The sequence below is a fragment of the Butyricicoccus faecihominis genome (assembly GCF_014648015.1).
Classification (GTDB): Bacteria; Bacillota; Clostridia; order Oscillospirales; family Butyricicoccaceae; genus Agathobaculum; species Agathobaculum butyriciproducens.
Genome location: NZ_BMQH01000004.1, coordinates 35316 through 53277 on the forward strand (window position 1 = coordinate 35316; position 17962 = coordinate 53277).

General features: G+C 53.0%; 13 protein-coding genes. 4 read left to right on the top strand and 9 right to left on the bottom strand.

The window, feature by feature from the left end; genetic code table 11:
• The first annotated feature begins 306 nt into the window (after window positions 1–306).
• The 3 genes from IEY11_RS04920 to IEY11_RS04930 all read left to right on the top strand — a co-directional run bounded on the left by IEY11_RS04920 (window position 307) and on the right by IEY11_RS04930 (window position 5193).
• Entirely contained in the window at window positions 307–2007 is a 1701-nt protein-coding gene (locus tag IEY11_RS04920; RefSeq protein WP_188885972.1) for a sensor histidine kinase, read from the top strand.
• Entirely contained in the window at window positions 2001–3593 is a 1593-nt protein-coding gene (locus tag IEY11_RS04925; RefSeq protein WP_188885973.1) for a response regulator, read from the top strand. Before IEY11_RS04920 ends, IEY11_RS04925 begins: the two co-directional genes overlap by 7 nt.
• 241 nt (window positions 3594–3834) lie before the next feature.
• Window positions 3835–5193: an ECF transporter S component gene (locus IEY11_RS04930; RefSeq protein WP_188885974.1), complete on the top strand. Its 1359-nt coding sequence runs from the start codon at window positions 3835–3837 to the stop codon at window positions 5191–5193.
• Window positions 5194–5460: 267 nt separating this feature from the next.
• Here IEY11_RS04930 and IEY11_RS04935 read toward each other — a convergent pair whose 3' ends face one another.
• The 4 genes from IEY11_RS04935 to IEY11_RS04950 all read right to left on the bottom strand — a co-directional run bounded on the left by IEY11_RS04935 (window position 5461) and on the right by IEY11_RS04950 (window position 11047).
• Window positions 5461–7113 (bottom strand): solute:sodium symporter family transporter, encoded by a 1653-nt coding sequence (locus tag IEY11_RS04935; protein WP_188885975.1) that lies wholly within the window; start codon window positions 7111–7113, stop codon window positions 5461–5463.
• A 155-nt stretch (window positions 7114–7268) separates the two neighbouring features.
• Window positions 7269–8264 carry a sugar ABC transporter substrate-binding protein gene (locus IEY11_RS04940; protein WP_158578267.1) on the bottom strand — a complete coding sequence of 332 codons (996 nt, stop codon included), beginning with the start codon at window positions 8262–8264 and terminating at the stop codon, window positions 7269–7271.
• A 303-nt stretch (window positions 8265–8567) separates the two neighbouring features.
• On the bottom strand, window positions 8568–9506 hold the full coding sequence (locus IEY11_RS04945) for a sugar phosphate isomerase/epimerase family protein (protein WP_118284888.1): 939 nt from the start codon (window positions 9504–9506) through the stop codon (window positions 8568–8570).
• A 362-nt stretch (window positions 9507–9868) separates the two neighbouring features.
• A complete protein-coding gene (locus IEY11_RS04950; protein WP_117751205.1) occupies window positions 9869–11047 on the bottom strand; it encodes a Gfo/Idh/MocA family protein in 1179 nt (392 codons plus the stop codon).
• Between the two features lie 293 nt (window positions 11048–11340).
• Here IEY11_RS04950 and IEY11_RS04955 point away from each other — a divergent pair, with 293 nt between their 5' ends.
• Window positions 11341–12243 (top strand): AraC family transcriptional regulator, encoded by a 903-nt coding sequence (locus IEY11_RS04955; protein WP_117489571.1) that lies wholly within the window; start codon window positions 11341–11343, stop codon window positions 12241–12243.
• A 351-nt stretch (window positions 12244–12594) separates the two neighbouring features.
• Here IEY11_RS04955 and IEY11_RS04960 read toward each other — a convergent pair whose 3' ends face one another.
• From IEY11_RS04960 to IEY11_RS04980, 5 genes are all read right to left on the bottom strand, one after another.
• Entirely contained in the window at window positions 12595–13287 is a 693-nt protein-coding gene (locus IEY11_RS04960; protein ID WP_117489569.1) for an MgtC/SapB family protein, read from the bottom strand.
• Window positions 13288–13302: 15 nt separating this feature from the next.
• Entirely contained in the window at window positions 13303–14028 is a 726-nt protein-coding gene (locus IEY11_RS04965; protein ID WP_117554962.1) for an MgtC/SapB family protein, read from the bottom strand.
• A gap of 388 nt (window positions 14029–14416) precedes the next feature.
• Window positions 14417–16066, bottom strand: a complete 1650-nt coding sequence (locus tag IEY11_RS04970) for a putative manganese-dependent inorganic diphosphatase (RefSeq protein ID WP_188885976.1) — start codon at window positions 16064–16066, stop codon at window positions 14417–14419.
• Window positions 16067–16390: 324 nt separating this feature from the next.
• Window positions 16391–17092: an MgtC/SapB family protein gene (locus IEY11_RS04975; RefSeq protein WP_118479050.1), complete on the bottom strand. Its 702-nt coding sequence runs from the start codon at window positions 17090–17092 to the stop codon at window positions 16391–16393.
• A gap of 98 nt (window positions 17093–17190) precedes the next feature.
• Window positions 17191–17961, bottom strand: a complete 771-nt coding sequence (locus tag IEY11_RS04980) for an HAD family hydrolase (protein WP_158557264.1) — start codon at window positions 17959–17961, stop codon at window positions 17191–17193.
• Window position 17962 lies beyond the last annotated feature (1 nt).

The following is a 17962-nucleotide window of genomic DNA, read 5'->3' on the forward strand; positions in this document are numbered from 1 at the left end:
TTGTCTCATTCAAATACCGCTCTGTGTTTTGTTGTATTTATTATACCCGAGGAACAGTCTGCCCTCAATGCAGTAAACCGGTCAAAACATATGACGATTTTGCTTTTCGTTCACACGCTCTGCACTCCTCTTTGAAAACATAGGATTATTTTGCGCCAAAACAGGATATTTTTTTCTAATGTCGCTTCTCCCCCTCCGGATGGTACACAAAGCGGTCGAATTGTGGTATATTTAGGGTAACTCCGCAGCTCCATTGTATGGTGCTGCCCTTGTATGATTCGCAGAATCTCCCGTGAGGTGTATTGTATGGCAAAACGCAAGATCTCTCTTATCGGGCTGGTCGTTGTGATGATATGTGTTCTGGTATTCGCACCTGTTGTCACCGCCGGCATCTATTTTATCCATACCGTATCCGGTCAGCTGCAGCATACCGCCAGTGAGACGGTTTCCATGTATCTGAACGAATTCACCGACCGCACCGACCGCATGATGGAGACCCTGCGGGATGGTGTGTACTACCTGACCTCGGACAGCGCCGCCCAGCAGATGATGAGCAGCAGCGAGCCGCTCACCCAGATCCAGATTCTCCGGCTGGAGCAGAATTTCAGCCGCGCATTCTCGCTCGGCGATTCGCTCAACCCCGATGTGGTCAGCGCCATCTACCTGATCAAAAACGACCAATATGTGCCGGTCTACGGCGGCAACTACTATTTGAATACCTCGTGGCGCGTCCGGCAGATGTACCAGACGCACGAGGACTGCAACTCCGCACGCACGCTGTACACGCACTATACCATCGTTGGATACGCATATATGATCGTCGATTTTGTTGACCTCAACACCATGCAGCCGCTTGGCAAAATCATCGTGGAGCTGAACATCAACAAGCTGCTCTCCACGCTGTCGCTGAACCAGCTTTACCCTTCCACTGTCGTCATTTTCAGCGGTGATCAGGGCCAACGCATCAGCTCTCTGCAGACCGACCTGTTCCGCGAGAACGAGGATATGAATAAGTGGTATCATGCGTCCAGCTCACTCCGCAAAAGCCGTGAGCGCGTGGATATCTATATTCCAAACGCCGAAATCCTCGCCGGTGTGCGCCAGAGTACGCGTGTGTATTTTCTCGTCTGTGCTGCCATCCTGATCCTGGCTCTGCTGCTGGCTGCCACCTGTCTCATCCTGCTGCTGCGTCCTCTGCGGCAAATGCTGCACACCATCGGCAGTATCGGCAGCGGTGATTTTTCCGTGCGCATGGATGAAACGCCCTACACCGAAACGACCGCTATCTCGCATGCCTTCAACGACATGGCCGACCGGCTGGACACCCTGTTTCAGGAGGTCTATCAGCGCGGTCTGCTGCTGCGCGACGCAGAGATTCATCAGCTGGAGAGCCAGATTCAGCCGCACTTCATCTTTAATATTCTCGAGCTGATCAATGTCCGCTGCATGGTAGCCGGTCAGCCGGCCATCTGCACCACGGTGCAGAATCTGGCGCAGCTGCTGCGGGCAAGCGTTGTCAACCACGGCAAGCAGATTATCACCCTGCAGGAGGAACTGGATTCTGTAAAATACTATCTCGCCCTGCAAAAGGAACGCTTTGAGGAAAAGCTGCAGTACACCGTCGATGTGGAGGACGACAAGCTGCTCGGCTGCTACCTGCCTAAGCTGACCATTCAGCCTCTGGTAGAAAACAGTATCGTACACGGACTCGAGCCTAAGCGTCACGGCGGCTGGGTGCGCGTCAGCATCTGGGAGGAGGAGGACGCCGTGTACATCCGCGTGCACGATGACGGCGTAGGCTTTGACCCGTCCGCCATCCCCCAGCCCGGCAGCGACGACAAGCACCACACACATGTTGCGCTGCACAACATCGAGCGCCGTTTTCAGCTGCTGTACGGCGAGCCCTACGGCATGTCGATCAAATCCGAACCCGGACACGGCACGAGCATCGTGCTGACGCTCCCCATCATCACCGCACCGCCCGAAAAGGAGAAAGACCTATGCTGAAAGTTATGATCGTTGACAATGAATCCGCCATCCGCAAGGGTCTGGTACACTGCATCCACTGGGGCGACCTCGGCTGTGAGATTGCCGCACAGGCAGATGACGGCATGATGGCGCTCGAGCGGATTCCGGTCATTCAGCCGAATATCGTTATCAGCGATATCCGTATGCCCGGAATGGACGGTCTTGAGCTTGCCGAGATCATCGCCCGCGACCATCCCGGCATCAAAGTCATCATTTTGACCGGCTATCCGGATTTTGCCTACGCGCAGCGTGCCATCCAGTATCATGTGGTGGATTTTGTACTCAAGCCGATGACGGTAGAAAACCTGACCAATGCCATCGAAAAAGCCAAGGCCGCCATAGCGGAAGACCGCAGCAGTCAGGACCTGCAGGAGAAGCTCTCCACGACCTCGGCGCGCAACATGGAGCTGCAGCAGAGCATGCTGCTGCATGACCTCGTCCACCGTGTTGCATGCTCGCAGCTGTATGTGCTCAACCGCCTGGCTCAGCTGAAAATGGACCTGCACAGCTATTTTGTACTCAAGCTGTATATTACCTCGCTGTCCGAGGAAACGCTGACCGATGAAGAATACAGCGAGTATCTCAACCAGTCGCAGGAGATTCTGTCTGACTGTCTATCCTCCTACCCGCATTACTACATCGCCCGCGGCACGCAGGACTGCTTTGTGGTCATCTGTGCCGCCGGTGAAGCGCCCATTACCGCATTATGCAGGGAAGCGGTGAATATTGTCGGCAGTCTGGCACATTTTCTGCTGTTTATCGGCATTTCCAACTGCAATGACAATCCCATCAATCTTGCCGATGCCGCCGATGAAGCCGCGCAGGCGGTGCGCTTCACCGTCTTCACGCCCGACCATCCGGTGACGCACTTCGCTGAGCTCAGCTCGTTCCCGCAGCAGCTGACTGACGAAATCTTTGAAATGCTCTCTGCCCTAAAATCTGCGATGGAGCTGCGTAATCCCGCCGACACAGAGCAGCTGCTCGACTGCATTTTTGCCTATGCGGACAGCAGCAAGCTGCCGCCGGATACCGTGCGCAATATCTGCGTATATATTCACCAGTTCGGCATGGAGCTGCAGTTTCCCGGAATGGCCGGACATTCGCTCGAGGGCGGCAGCATTTCCTCGCTCAAGCGCATTATGGAGACCAACTCCATCGCTGAGATGGAATCCTGCACCCGCGCCCTCGTGCAGCAAACGCAGGACATGGCGCAGAGCAGCGCCGCCAGCGCAGACCATATCGTTTCCTCGGTACAGACCTACATCAGCGCACACTATGGCGAGCAGCTTTCGCTCGACCAGCTCGCCCAGCAGTTCTATCTCAGCTCAAGCTATCTCTCGCGCCTGTTTAAGCGCGAGACCGGCACAACGCTGACGACTTATCTACAGAACGTGCGCATCGAAGCCGCAAAAAATCTGCTGCGCACTACGGCGCTCAAAAGCTATGAAGTTGCCGAGCGGGTCGGCATTAACGATCCTGTGTATTTCTCACGCATATTTAAGAAGATCACCGGTCTCAAACCGAAGGATTACCGCCACAGCGTCCAGAACGAATCATCTGTATAAACGAAAAGAAGCGAAAAACGCTCCAGCACGCATCCCATCGGAACTTTTCCGCAATTCTCAAAATTGTCTGCACAAGCAAATCGGTTGCATTTTCCGCACCTTTACTATATAATATAGTTAAATATTTTTAATTATCAGCAAAATTCATGGCAATACCGCATGATCGAACAAGTGCGGTCTGCGAGCAAATTCTGCATCCGTATCTGTCGCGGTACTGCCCTATATAAAGGTAATCCGGAAAATGAATACAATCTGGGAAACACACAAATTTGAGCACTACATATTCAGCCTTTTGCTGGCGGTGGAAGTCATTATGTCCTTTACATTTTTAGGATATATGCACATTCCGCCGATTTCTATTACCACAGCGTATATCCCTATCGTCATTATCGCCTGCCTGTTTGGCCCGGCCGAGTCTTCCCTCGCGGGACTGCTGTTCGGTCTTGGCAGTCTGTATAAGGCTTCCGCGACCTATGTCATGCCTGCAGACGCGGTCTTTTCTCCGTTCCGGAGTGATTTTCCCATCGGAAGCATACTGCTGAGTGTCGGCACGCGCGTGTTGTTTGGTTTTCTGCTCGGCTGTCTGTTTCAGCTGGCACGTAAAAGCAAACGAAAGAATCTGTGCAAGCTGCTCATTACGATCGCGGCGCCTAAGCTGCACGCGCTTCTGGTCTATACTGCGATGGGGTTGCTCTTCCCCTCTCTCGGTTTTAATATTTCATCAATATTTATACTTAAAAAAAGCGACCTTATCATCCTGTCGTTCTGTGCTGCAGTCGTTCTGGCGATTGACAAGCTATATCACAGTCCCTTTATCCAGACCTATAAAAACGCGGTCAATGAATACGAAAACACCCCGTACTGGTCTCCAAAGATTGGTTTCGTGCTGGGGGGCGTAAGTACGTTTATCTTCTGTATGGCGGTTCTCTCGACCGTCTACTTCTCCAGCCGTATGTACTACATGCTCGGGCAGCACGGCGTAGATGTCACACAGCACATCCATCGGGATATTCTCCACCTGCAGGTGCAGTTTTTGACTGCCATGCTGGCGCTCAACTTCATTCTGCTCATCCTCATCCTGATGGTCTACCGCTACATGAAATTTCGTGAGTACACCGGCGAGCTGGACTTTCTGACCGGCATTATGGGCCGCAAGCTGTTCCTGCACACCTGTCTCCGCAGCCAGAAGTCCCACGCCGGAGCAGCCGGCTGGTTTCTGGTCTGCGATCTGGATTATTTCAAGCACATCAACGATAAATACGGCCATTCTGTCGGTGATGAGGTCCTCAAGCAGTTTGCCGAGCATTTACAGAACACCTTTCGTTTCTGCGGCTCTGTCGGCCGTATCGGCGGTGACGAGTTTGCCGTAATGCTCGATATAGATCTGTCGCAGGACCAACTGGAACATCTGTTGACGCAGTTCCTGCGCGATATTTCCGGTATTCTCGAGCAGGTCACGGTCAGTTGCAGCATCGGCGCGTACCGCTTTGTTTTCCCGCAGGAGATCAAGCACCTGCTCACCGAAACCGACCGCGTGCTCTATCAGGCCAAGGAGAACGGCCGAGCGTGCTTCGTGATGGAGGATTCGACTGAAAAGTAAATTGCAAAAGCCCGCACAGCGTAAAGCAACTGTGCGGGCTTTTGTGTCTGTCGAAACACTAACGTTTTCCGAGCAGCCTTTCGATCGAATTTCGAAGAAAAGCCGCGCCTTGCAGGCACATTTTTCTTCCCTTGTGTATCTCGGAATTTATGAATTTGCTCCGCAAATTCTATTTTATGCGTGCTGCCGCACGAAGTACAAGAGTCGAAATGCTGCTTTTTGACAGACTGAAACGGAGTGCAAACGCACTCCGTTTTACTTTCGATTTTAGAAAGGCTGTGTATAACTCCAGGTACCGATGCCGAGCGGCGAGAACGCAAGGTAAACCACTGCAACACAAATGAGAATCAGTGCAGTAGCAACCCATCTATATTTCCACGGAGTAAGATCGACAGCGCCGATGTCCTTCTGTACCCATGCCTCCGGATGCTTTGTCTTGTTTCGCTGATTGAAAATGAACATAATCAGCAGCTCAACCGGCAGCAGAACGAATACAGCATACAGATAATGGAACTTGCTGTTGAGGAACAGCAGGAACGAGCCGTAGCAGACCACATGCAGCACCAGAATGACCTTTGCACTGTATTTCGGCAGGTGCTTGAAGAAGAAGCCGCCGAATACGGCCGTCAGAACCGGCAGTGCAATCAGCATAACGAGGGAATCCAGGAAGGTCTTGAGACCTGCCGGGAAGAAGTAGATCAGCGGACCAACGATGGTGGTCAGCACCGCGAAGATGATGCCGACATTCTTGCCGACCTTGACGAGCTTGTCCTCGGAAGCGTCCTTGTCGATGAATTCCTTGTAGATATCCATGGTGAACATGGTATCTACCGAGTTCAGCACCGAGTTGAACGAGGACAGGATCGCACCGAGCATTACGGCTGCGAAGAAGCCCATCAGCGGAGCCGGAACAACCTGCGAAACCAGCTGCGGGTACGCTTCGTCCATCATGGATACCTGATCACCCTGCAGCTCAAACAGCGCATACGCGATAACGCCCGGCAGCGCAAGGTACATAAAACCAATAATTTTCAGAAACGCGCAGTAGAGTGCGCCCTTCTGTGCTTCCTTGAGGTTTTTTGCAGCAAGTACACGCTGAATAAACGACTGGTGCGTACACCATGACTGCAGACCGAGGAAGAACAGACCGGTAAATACGGTCGGCCACGGAACCGCAGGCGGCAGAGAATCCGCCGGAGCGATAGAGTTGAGCATATCCGAATGGTTTTCGATCAGGAAACGCATACCATCGATAACCGACAGACCGTCACCGCCTGCCGTTTTGCCGAGCACGCTCAGTGCGAAGAACGGGATCATGAAGCCGCCGATCAGCAGTCCGATGCCGTTTACGGTATCCGATACGGCAACGGCTTTCAGTCCGCCGAAGATGGCGTAAATCGAGCCGATGACACTGATGATGATACACAGAATGATAACGGCCTGGAACTTGGTTACGCCCAGAATACCGGATACGTTGAAGATATTTTCAAATACCAGCGAACCGGAGTACAGGATAACCGGAATCTGTACGACAATGTACAGCAGGATGTACGCGATGGAGAACCACAGCTTTGTGCTGCGGTCATAGCGCAGACCGATCAGCTCCGGAATGGTGGTAATGCCGCTTTTCAGATAACGCGGCGCCGCAAACAGCGCCAGCACGATACAGCACGGAGCCGCTACGATCTCGAACGCCATCGGGCTCATGCCCACACTCCATGTCTGGCCATTTGTGCCGACCAGCTGCTCTGCCGACAGGTTGGTCAGCAGCAGCGAACCTGCGATAACAAAGCCCGGCAGTCCGCGTCCGGCCAGAAAATAGCCGTCTGCGGTGCTCTGGTCATCGCCCTTTGTTTTTACATACGAAATGACTGCAACAAGTATCGTAAAACCGATAAACGTCGCCATAGTCCAAACCATTGGAATCCCCTCTTTCACGCGGTCCCTCAACCGCTTCAATTTCCCATATTTGTAATTTAATTCTCAAAAATGCGTATAGTTAGGGCGGACGCATGTGTCGAACTCTGCGTCCGCCCTGTCTATAAACTGTTTATGCTGTCAAATGTGTGTTTGAATTACTCCCACAGACCCTTGGACTTCATGTCGGAGACGTACTCATCGATATTGGAGGAGTCGATAACCTTGGAGCCGGAGTCGATGAAGGATTCAACCGAGCCGCCCTCAAGTACGGTAACTGCTGCTTCAACAGCCTTGTAGCCCATGTCGTAGCCCATCTGAGCGATGTCGATGGTCAGAGAGCCGTCCATAACAGCCTCAATGGCAGACTGGTTGCCGTCAAAACCGCACAGAACGGTATCTGCGTAATTGGTGTTGCCGGAATCCTTGATAACCTTTGCAGCTGCAAGCGCCATGTCATCCGCGATGGACAGAACTGCGTCTACGCCGTTCGGGTACTTCTGGATAACCGCCTCCATAGCGGCGGCTGCCTTGTCCGGCATGGTGTCGGTGTACTGCACTTCGAGCACCTGACCGCCTGCGGCTTCGATCGCATCGCGGTAGCCGCGCAGACGTGCTTCATGGGTCTCGTCGCCCTGTACGCCTGCGATGATAACCGCCGTCGGCTTGTCCTTGCCGAGTGCCTTGCAGGCCTCAGCAACCGCCTTGCCGCCGTTCAGCGCTGCGTCCTCGTTGCCGGTGCCAACGAAGCATGCCTTCTTGTCCGAGGTGAAGTCGGTATCGAGTGCTACGACCGGCTTGGTCGCGGTATCTACCAGCGTTGCGGTAGAGGTGGACTGCTGCGGAGCGATAACAACGGCGTCAATGCCTGGGTTGCCGAGTGCCGTCTCAATCATGTTGACCTGCTCATCATACGAGGTAGCCGAGGTCGGAGACTGGATTTCGACGTTTACATTGTCGTGCTCGCTGCCGTAAGCGCGCGCACCGGCAATAACCTTGTTGAAGTGACCGTCCGTATGCTTTACGATAACGGTTACGTTGTAGGCATCACCGGAAGCGTTGGAGCCGCTGTCGCCCGTACTGCCAGTCGATGCGGACGAACCGCCGCCGCAGCCTGCCAGCATGCCGGCACACAGAGCACTTACTAACGTCATTGCTAAAAGCTTCTTTTTCATAGTTCAAACACTGCCCTTTCTCTTCTTCTCATATTGATTTTCTTTCTTCTCTATGGGGGTGGTGCTGGAATTGCGAAAATGCTGTGGACTTAATGAAAAATCTTTTTCTTTTACGGTATCACCGGAACAATTCGACAAGAGCAATTTGCGAACAAATTTTGCGTCCTGATTAGGCGCGGCTTTGCAGCGATACTTTGTGTATTGCAAAAAGTCGGAACGACATCAGGGCACAAAATTTTCGCAAAGTGCCGCAGACGCAATTGTTCGGTGATGCCGCACCAATTACTGGCTGATGGTCTGGCGCAGCGCGTCGATCGAGGTGTTGACACCTGCATCAACAGTCATGGTCAGGTCCTCCATCTCGAGGGAAACGTCTCCGTCGTAGCCCATCATGTGGCAAACGGAGAAGAATTCCTTCCACCACTGGAGGTCCTTGCCGCAGCCGACTGCAACGTAGTTCCATACGCGGTCAGCGGACTCGGTAACAGGGCGAGGCTCGAGCAGACCGTCGGTGTCAGCCAGACCACGCTCGATACGGGCATCCTTGCCGTGAACGTGGAAGATGCAGCCCTTCAGAGCACGTGCAGCTGCGATCGGGTCAGCACCCAGAACCATCATGTGGGACGGGTCGAGGTTGATGCCGAGCATCGGGTCGGTAGCCTCACGCAGCTTGAGCAGAGTCGAAGCAGACCAAACCATGGTGCCCGGGAATTCCTCGATAGCGATGTGCTCAATGCCGCACTTCTTGCAGTGTGCGATGAATTCGTTCCAGAACTCGATCGTTACCTTCCACTGGTACTCATACGCCGGAGCCATGAAATCCGGCCAAGAAACGGTAGAGGTGATCCAGTTCGGGGTGGTGTCGGTTTCGTTGCCGGCCGGCAGACCAGCCATCGCAACGATCTTCTTGACGCCCAGCAGACCTGCCAGCGTAGCGCAGTCGTACATGGACTTCTTGTATTCCTCGCCGGTCTTGCTCGGCCAAAGCGGGTTGCAGGACGTGTTCAGTGCAGAGATGCGCATGCCGCGCTTCTCGAGTTCGCCCATGAATTCCTTGCGCTTGCCTTCGTCCGCGAGCAGCTCCGCGGTGTTGCAGTGCTTGCGGGCACCCCAGCCGCCTGCGGTCATCTCGACCGCGTCGATACCGAGGGACTTTACCTTGTCAAGCATGTCCGTGTAGGACAGATCAGCGAATACGTCAGTGCAAATTGCGAGTTTCATATAAAAAACCTCACTTTTCTTCTTTTTTGTTGTAGTAGAAATCGTTGGAGCGATTTTTAGAGAGAGAATTTCAAGAGTATGTTATATAGGAGGGAATTTTTAAGCACCTTAAAAGGTTGCCGCTGCCCGCCTTACGGAAGGCAGCGGTACAGAGAAAAGAAATGAGAGAGTATCTTAGGCAACACCGCACAATTAAAGCAGCGGCGCTTTGCGGAAATTTTGTATTCTGATTTTGTTGCGATTTCTTGCAATACGGCAAGTATTGCTGCGAAACCGCGCCTCATCAGTACGCAAAATTTATTCGCAAATCGCTCTTGTTCAATTATGCGGTATTGCCTTAGTTTAGATGGAAATTGGGAGAATTACTTGAAATCCACCCATACGCCGCCCTTGTCAGCGGACTCTACGCACTTGGTTACCCAGCGGATGCCGTCGATGCCGTGCTCCAGATCCGGGTAAACCAGATTCTTGAGGGTCTCCTCGTCGCCGCGGTTCTTTGCATCCATTGCGATAGCAAAACGGGTGTACAGGTTGCTCCAGGACTCGATCAGGCCGGTGTAGTGCAGAGCACCCAGGCGCTCGTACTCGAGAGCTTCCGGATTCAGGTAATCCATTGCACGAACCAGAGTCTGACGCGGCTGACCCTGTACTTCGTAGTACAGCTCATCCGGATGCATGTCGTTCCACTCGAGGGAAGCCTTGGTGCCGACAATGCGGATGTGCTGGCTGCTCATGTCACCTGCGTTAACTGCGGATGCCCACATACGGCCAACTGCGCCGTTCTCATAACGCATCAGGACGTAAGCATTGTCCTCCAGCGGTGCGCGGGACTTGATGAAGCTCTGGCGGTCGCACAGCAGCTGCTTCAGCTTCAGCTGCGGGCAGATCAGCTCGGACATGTAGAAGGTGTGGGTGGACAGGTCGCCAAGTACGAAGGACGGGCCGGACTTTGCCGGATCAACACGCCACTTCTGACCCTCAGCCTGCTTATCGCCGGTCGGATCGCAAGCGAAGCCATGTGCGTAGCGGAGGTCTACCATAGTAACCTCACCGATGTCACCGTTCAGGACCATGGAACGCATCTGGCTCAGCAGGTCGAAACCGGAGAAGCCGTAGGTTACGCAAACGATCTTGCCCTTTTCCTCAGCCAGCTTCTTGATCTCCTCGCCTTCCTCAACCTTGAAGAACAGCGGCTTCTCACAGATTACATGCAGGCCGGCTTCCAGAGCTGCCTTGCAGACCTCAAAGTGCTGGAAGTTCGGGGTTGCGATATCAACAGCCTCGATGCCGTCCTCGCGCTTTGCTTCCTCAGCGAACATGGTCTTGTAATCCGGATAGAGGCGTTCCTCATCCATGTTCAGGTTCTTGCCGAAGTCTACGCAGCGGGCGAAGTCCAGGTCGAACGCTGCAGCCTTGAGTACGAACGAGGTGTTGTCTCGCATAGCACCCAGACGATGCTTGTAGCCAACGCCGGAAGTGCGGCCGCCGCCTACGATACCCCAACGGAACGGACGAGCAATTTTCTTTTCACCGATAAACATAATGTTTTCCTTCTTTCTTTGATTTGCAAAAAAGTGTTTGATTCTGTTTTTGTACTGCTAATTTTGATGTTTTGTGAAATACATACAACAAATTCGATTTATCTTTGTTTATTGTATCCATTTCCTAACTTCTGGCCTAAGTATAAAATATTTTATGGATATATTCAATAAGCGTTTCTGCTGCAAAGTTCATCAATCCTGCTTTCTGTGAAAAAACACAGAAAACCAGTTCATCAATCCTGCTATTTCGTTCATGGATTCTATGAGTGCAAAATAAGGAAGGAGAAGAGTCTATGCAAAGTGTTGATCCCGGCATCCGAAGTGAGTCGGTTTGTTTTCCGTTTACGCCGTCGCAGACCGCGAGAGAACTGCTGTTTTACCCGACATGGTGCGGTCACTACTACTGCACCGCCAACTATTTTATGAAGCGCGACAGTTATCCGCCGCTTCTCATCGCCTACATCCGCAAGGGACGCTTCCGCGTGGAGTACCGCGGTGAGTTCAATGTCGCCGAGGCCGGTGACATACTGCTGCTCGACTGCATTGAGCCGCACTACTACCACGCCGAGGACGGACTGGAGTTCGTGTACATGCACTTTGAAGGCTCGAACGCGCGTGAGCTGTGCCGCCGCATCACCGACCGGCACGGCTGGCTCATCCGCCGCGATAACAACACGCTGATCGGCAATCTGCTGTACGACATGGTGCGCTTTTACGATGAGAACGGTGTAGAGACTGACATGCAGCGCTCGGCACGCATCTACCGCATGTTTGACCTGCTGCTCTCACCGAGTGCCGCCGAGCAGTCAGCGGATACGCCGGTCGAGCAGGCAATCCAGTACATCCGCTCGCATATCGGTCAGCCGATTTCCGTGGAGGATCTGGCGTCCACCGTGTGCCTGAGTGCGTCCTATTTCGCGCATATGTTCAAGCGCCGCACCGGCTTCTCCCCTGCCGATTATGTCATCAACTCGCGCATTGAGCGTGCGAAGGTTCTGCTCGTGCGCACGCAGAAGCCGATTGCGGAAATCGCCGAGGAGGTCGGCTACTCGACCAGCGGCAGTCTGATCAACCTGTTCGTTAAGAAGGTCGGTACGTCACCGCGGCAGTACCGTATCCAGCATATGTCCAAAGCGATTGATGCGGTATGCAAAACCGATGTACCGTTCATAGATACAGATGTGCCGGAGCTGTAACCGTGCAAATACGCAAAAAGACGCACATCGCAAGATGTGCGTCTCAGTCTGTCAAAATGTCATATTCCTTCAATTTATACAATTCGCGCGCCAGTGCGCGTTAAAAGGTTTACGGTCTGTTAAGACAACACCGCATAATGAGAACCACAGCTTCTTGCGCAGACTCCGGTCGCGCTGCTGCGACGCTTTGCTGAAATTCTGCGCCCTGACTTTGCTGCGCTTTCATGGTAATACCTCAAGTATTACCACAGAACCAAGCCTCGTCAGCACGCAAAACCTGCTCGCAAGTCGCCTTTTGTCTCATTATGCGGTGTTGCCTGAAAGGATGAAATGCAATAGATTTGTTCTGTTTTACAGTTCCTCGACCGACACGATGCCTTTACGCTCGCCGACCAGTGTCATCAGACGGTTTACCGTGCAGCTGCGCGGCAGGCGCAGCGTGAAGATGGCACAGGCATTGTGCTCACCGTTTTCCGCCGCACGGGTGATCTGGATATTCAGCACTTTGACATCACATCTGCGGTACAGCTGCAGCACATCGTCCAGACACGTTTTATCCTCATATTCCATATACACATTGATCTCGGGAACGTGCTCCAGCACACGGTACTCCAGCCGCGAGAACACCTGCTCTGCCAGCATGATAAAGCCGGTGGCCAGAATGCCGCCCTCATAAAAGCCGCCGCCGAACGCCAGACCGATGATAGCCGAGGTCCACAGTCCGGCCGCCGTTGTCAGTCCCTTCACATTCTGCCGCTTGGTGACGATGATCGTACCGGCACCGATGAAGCCGATTCCGGCAACAACCTGCGCGCCCAGACGCGCCATATCAGTGAAATAATGCATATTCAGATACAGATACTGACTGGTCAGCGTGGTGATCGCTGCACCGATGCAGATGAGGATATGCGTGCGGAAGCCTGCCGGACGGCGCTTGTACGAGCGCTCGATGCCGATGATGCCGCCGCAGATAAATGCACAGGCGAGACGCACAAATACGGAGAGCGTGGTAACGCTGCGCAGACCGTCAAAAACAGATAACATATTGCTTCCCTCCCGTTACAGCTCTTCGATTACACACAGACAATCCAGACCGGCCAGTTCGGACAGCAGCTGCGTATGCGGTATTTTTTCATTCAGACGAATCGAAAAGATCGAGCTTGGATGCAGCTGCTCACCGCTCCGGTTGCGCTCGATGTCAATGTCATAGATCTGCACATTCTGCGCCTTCAGCTGATTGATGATCGTGCTGACATCATCCATTGAGTTAAACTCCAGATACAGATTGATATCGCGTGCGTTTTCCTGAATGTATGCATCCACGATCGGGAACAGGCGGATGCTCAGAAAGATCATAGCAAACGCGATCAGTACGCACTCGTAAAATCCCGCGCCGACCGCAAGGCCGGTACACGCCGAAGCCCACAAGCCGGCGGCGGTAGTCAGTCCCTTGACCTGCTGACGGCCGGTGACCAGAATCGTGCCTGCGCCGAGAAAGCCGATGCCATTGATGACCTGTGCGCCGAAACGGGAAACGTCGGTTTTTATGCCGATCTCTGCGCAAATATCCGACCACGGCCCTGTCACCATGGTAAATTCGTACAGGCTGAGCAGCACGGTCAGCGTTGCACCCAGACACACCAGCATATATGTACGGAAGCCCGCCGGACGGCGTTTTCGTTCTCGCTCCAGACCGATGCAGCCGCCGAGCAGCATAGCCAGAGCGAGCCGCAGCACGACCGATGCAAAGTGAAATTCGCGAAGATATGCAATCGTTTCTGTCATGTTCTGCTCCTCCTCATTTCCTGCGGAAACCGTTTACGCACACGTTTGCGCTGATGGTCGTTTTGCACCCTGCGCTCCTTGGTATATATACAGTATAACACCGAATCAGGCAAAGTTTCATCCCTCACATTGTAAGAAGTATTTTGTTTATTTTTGTGTAATTTGTACATTCGCAAACGTTTGTGTATTTAGTTATCTCCATATTATTATATATTAAGTTCTAAATATCCGTATTTATGAAAATTTTTATTTCGATGCACCCTCTCCGAACTGTTTTTTCCCTTCCGCAGAGCGTAAATACCCCCATTCTGCACAGATTGTGCAGAACGGGGGTATTCGTTCTGTATCGCACGAACTGCGCCTGCACGCAGCACAAGGCACTTCCGCCTTACATGGTCCCTTCCTCCTCCATTGCGCTGAGCAACGGCGTTACCATCTGCTTTTTGCGGCTGACTACACCCGGCAGCACGACCGAATGCTCTCCACATTCCTTGCGGAACGCGGTATGCACCAGATTCTTTGCACCCCTGCCGACATAAAGCAGTTCGGTCTTTTCCTCGATGATATTGGTCAGCATGACAAACTGCATGGACAGTCCGCTCGTCTTGAGATAGTCCTCCATATAGCCCAGCATTTTATCCCGGATGCCGTTCAGCTCATTCTCGCTGACACTCGTGATCTGCGAAATGGCGATTTTTTTATTCTGTACCTGAAAATACTTGAAATCCATGTGGAACAGTTCATCCATTGAACGGTCGCGCAGGCGCGAGCTGGAGCGGAACATCTCCGTTGCATACTCTCTGATGTCCAGACCTGCGATTTGCGCCAGCTCCTCTGCAGCGGCGCGGTCGAGCGGCGTACAGGTCGGAGAACGGAACATCAGTGTATCCGACAGAATCGCAGAGCACAGCAGACCCGCGATTTTCGGTTCGATCGGCACATTATGCTCATGATACATTCCTGTGATAATAGTCGCGGTACAGCCGAGCGGCTGATTTCGGAAATAGATCGGCCCGCTCGTTTCAACCGAATCAATGCGGTGATGATCGATGATCTCAATGATATTGGTCGAACGAATACCATCTGCCGCCTGATCCCGCTCGTTGTGATCGACCAGAATGACCGACGGACGCTCCAGATCCAGCAGATTGCGCTGAGAAAACATTCCGATATACCGTCCCTGCTCATCCAGCAGCGGATAGTAGCGCATACGCTTTTTGGATACTGCGCGCTTTACATCCTCTACCACGTCATCGGGTTCAAAGGTGATCAGTCCCCTGCGGCGCATGACATGGCGCACCGGCACAGCCTGACTGACCACCTTGGCGCAGCTGTATGTCGTCAGCGGCGTTGCGATGATGGATACCTGATTTTCACTTGCCAGCTTGCGGATGGTACGCGAGACTTTCGCGCCGAGCCCGATAATAATGCAGCCCGCGTTCATCTCAATGGCGCAGAGCTGACTCTCATAGCGATTGCCGAGAATGACCATGTCTCGCGGCCCGATATAATCCTCCAGAACATCCGGATTGGCTGCCGCAACCACCACGCTGCCCTGCTCAAACCGCTTTTCGCTATCACCGACAATCAGCGTACCATCCAGTACATCCACCAGGTTGCGATAGCTTGTGCCGGCCTCCGCCAATGCGTTCGCGTCCTTATCCTCCATATAGAAGCGCGCGATATCACTCAGCGTCAGCAGTCCTTTAAGATGACGCTCCTCATCGACAACGGCCAGCGTCTGAATATCATTTTCGTTCATGTAATTCCATGCACGGTGCAGCGACATCTCCTCATCAATACCGGGGATCCTGCGGTACTGCACATCGCTCAGACACGGCTCAAACGACTTGATATAACGCGGCGCTTTTACGCCGAAGCGCTCAAGGACAAATTTGGTCTCTGTATTGACATGGCCTGCCCGGCAGGGGATATATGGTTCTCCGGTCAGCCTGTGCTTAAGCTCTGCATAACAGATCGCAGAGCAGATCGAATCTGTATCCGGATTACGATGTCCGATAACAAAAACCGGGTTCATACTGTACCGACTCCTTTGTCTGAGAAATGACCGCGGGAACTGCTGTGGTTTTCCCGACGGTGTATGATTGCGGGTAAAAGGAAACAGCAGCACCGACCATGCCACTGATTCGGGTGCTGCTGTTCCCCTCGGGAAGAAATAGGACAATACCGCATAATACTGCAAGCAAATTTTTCTGCACGGACGAGGCGTGATCTTACAGCAATACCTGATGTATTAACATAAAAGCACAGCAAGGTCAGGGCACAAAATTTCCGCCAAGCGCCGCGGCAGCGCGACCGGAGCCTGCGAAAAAAGCCGCTGCTCTAATTATGCGGTGTTGCCTTAGATATGGTCATTATGATTTTCCATGCGGATCATGCCGGAAACACCTGCCAGCTCCTGGCGGAATGCATTCTGCGCGGACTCATATCCGTTCGGTGGAAAGCTTGCACGGAAGCTGATGATATAGGTGTTATGCGGAGTTCTGCTGAAGGACAGATCAAGCAGCTTCGCGAAATGCCGTTCTGCCAGATGCGACAGTTCCACCATGATGTCGCCCATATGGTCACATTCGATCTGCAGATCCAGTTCCGAGCGGCTTCTGGCGCGGATTTTTTCCTGAATCCCGTCAAACGCCACCAGTGTTACAAAGGCAATCACCGTACCGACCGCCGTGAGCACATAGTATCCCATGCCGACCGACAGACCGAGACAGGCAACGACCCAGACACTGGCCGCCGTTGTCAGTCCGCGAACGGTAAATCCCTCACGCAGGATCGCACCGGCACCCAGAAAACCGATGCCGTTGATGACCTGTGCGCCCAGTCGCGCCGGGTCAGAGGGCGTTGTCCCAAATACTGCGATCGTCTGCTCATACAGGATGCAGCTTGTCACCATGACCACACACGAGCCGAGTGCTACCAGAATATGTGTGCGGATTCCCGCCGGATGCGAGGTCCGTGCGCGCTGCGCGCCGACGGCAAACCCGACGATCACTGCACCCAGCAGCCGCAGCACGATATCCACCACTGTAATTTTCCCCATTTTCGTTTCCCTCCTGTCTAAAATATTTGACCGCACCCTGCAATGGCAGGGTACGGTCAGAAAAAGAGAGAGAGATTGTTACGGTTACGTTCTTTTTCTTATTGCATCGTCAAGCGCTCTGCTCGATTTCGCTCCTCCAGATAATCCACCAGCTCCGGCAATTCCCGAATGATATGATCCGGCTGGTAAGCAGCATCTACACCGGCATCCTTCTGCGCCGACAGGAACGACTGGATCTGGATCGCGGCACCGAAATGCATTCGCTTTGCACCGATGATATCACGCGAGATCGTATCGCCCACATAGGCACATTCCTCCGGCTTCGCCTGCATCTGGCGCAGCGAGATCTGGAAAATAGACGGATGCGGTTTCCGGTATCCGGTCACGCTGGACAAGGTAACATCTTCAAAATAATCGCGGATTCCGTACTGCTCCAGCACATCGAACACCGAATAAAGCGATGCCGTGTTGGAGATGACGCCCAGATGATACCCGCGTTTTTTCAGTTCCTCCAGAGTCTCCTTGACCTTCGGACGAAGCTCGCGGTGATAATAGGTCACTTCCCACATGCCGGCCAGCCGTTCCGCTACCTCCTGCAGTTTTTCACGGTCCAGATTGAAGTCCGCCATATAATACTCCGGCCAGATTTCCTCCGGTTTTTTCTCCAGTTCGTTGGATTCGCTCCATTGTTTGTAGGTACGGATACCGCTGTTCAGCTTGTTCCAGAAGGTAATGTCATTACAGCCTGTACCCAAATCATGTTCATTGAGGAACGTCCGCAACTCTCCGGTAACCGAGTGAATCGTCTGATCATTATACCAGATATCCTCGAGCGTTCCTCCCATATCAAATAATATAGTGTTAATCACG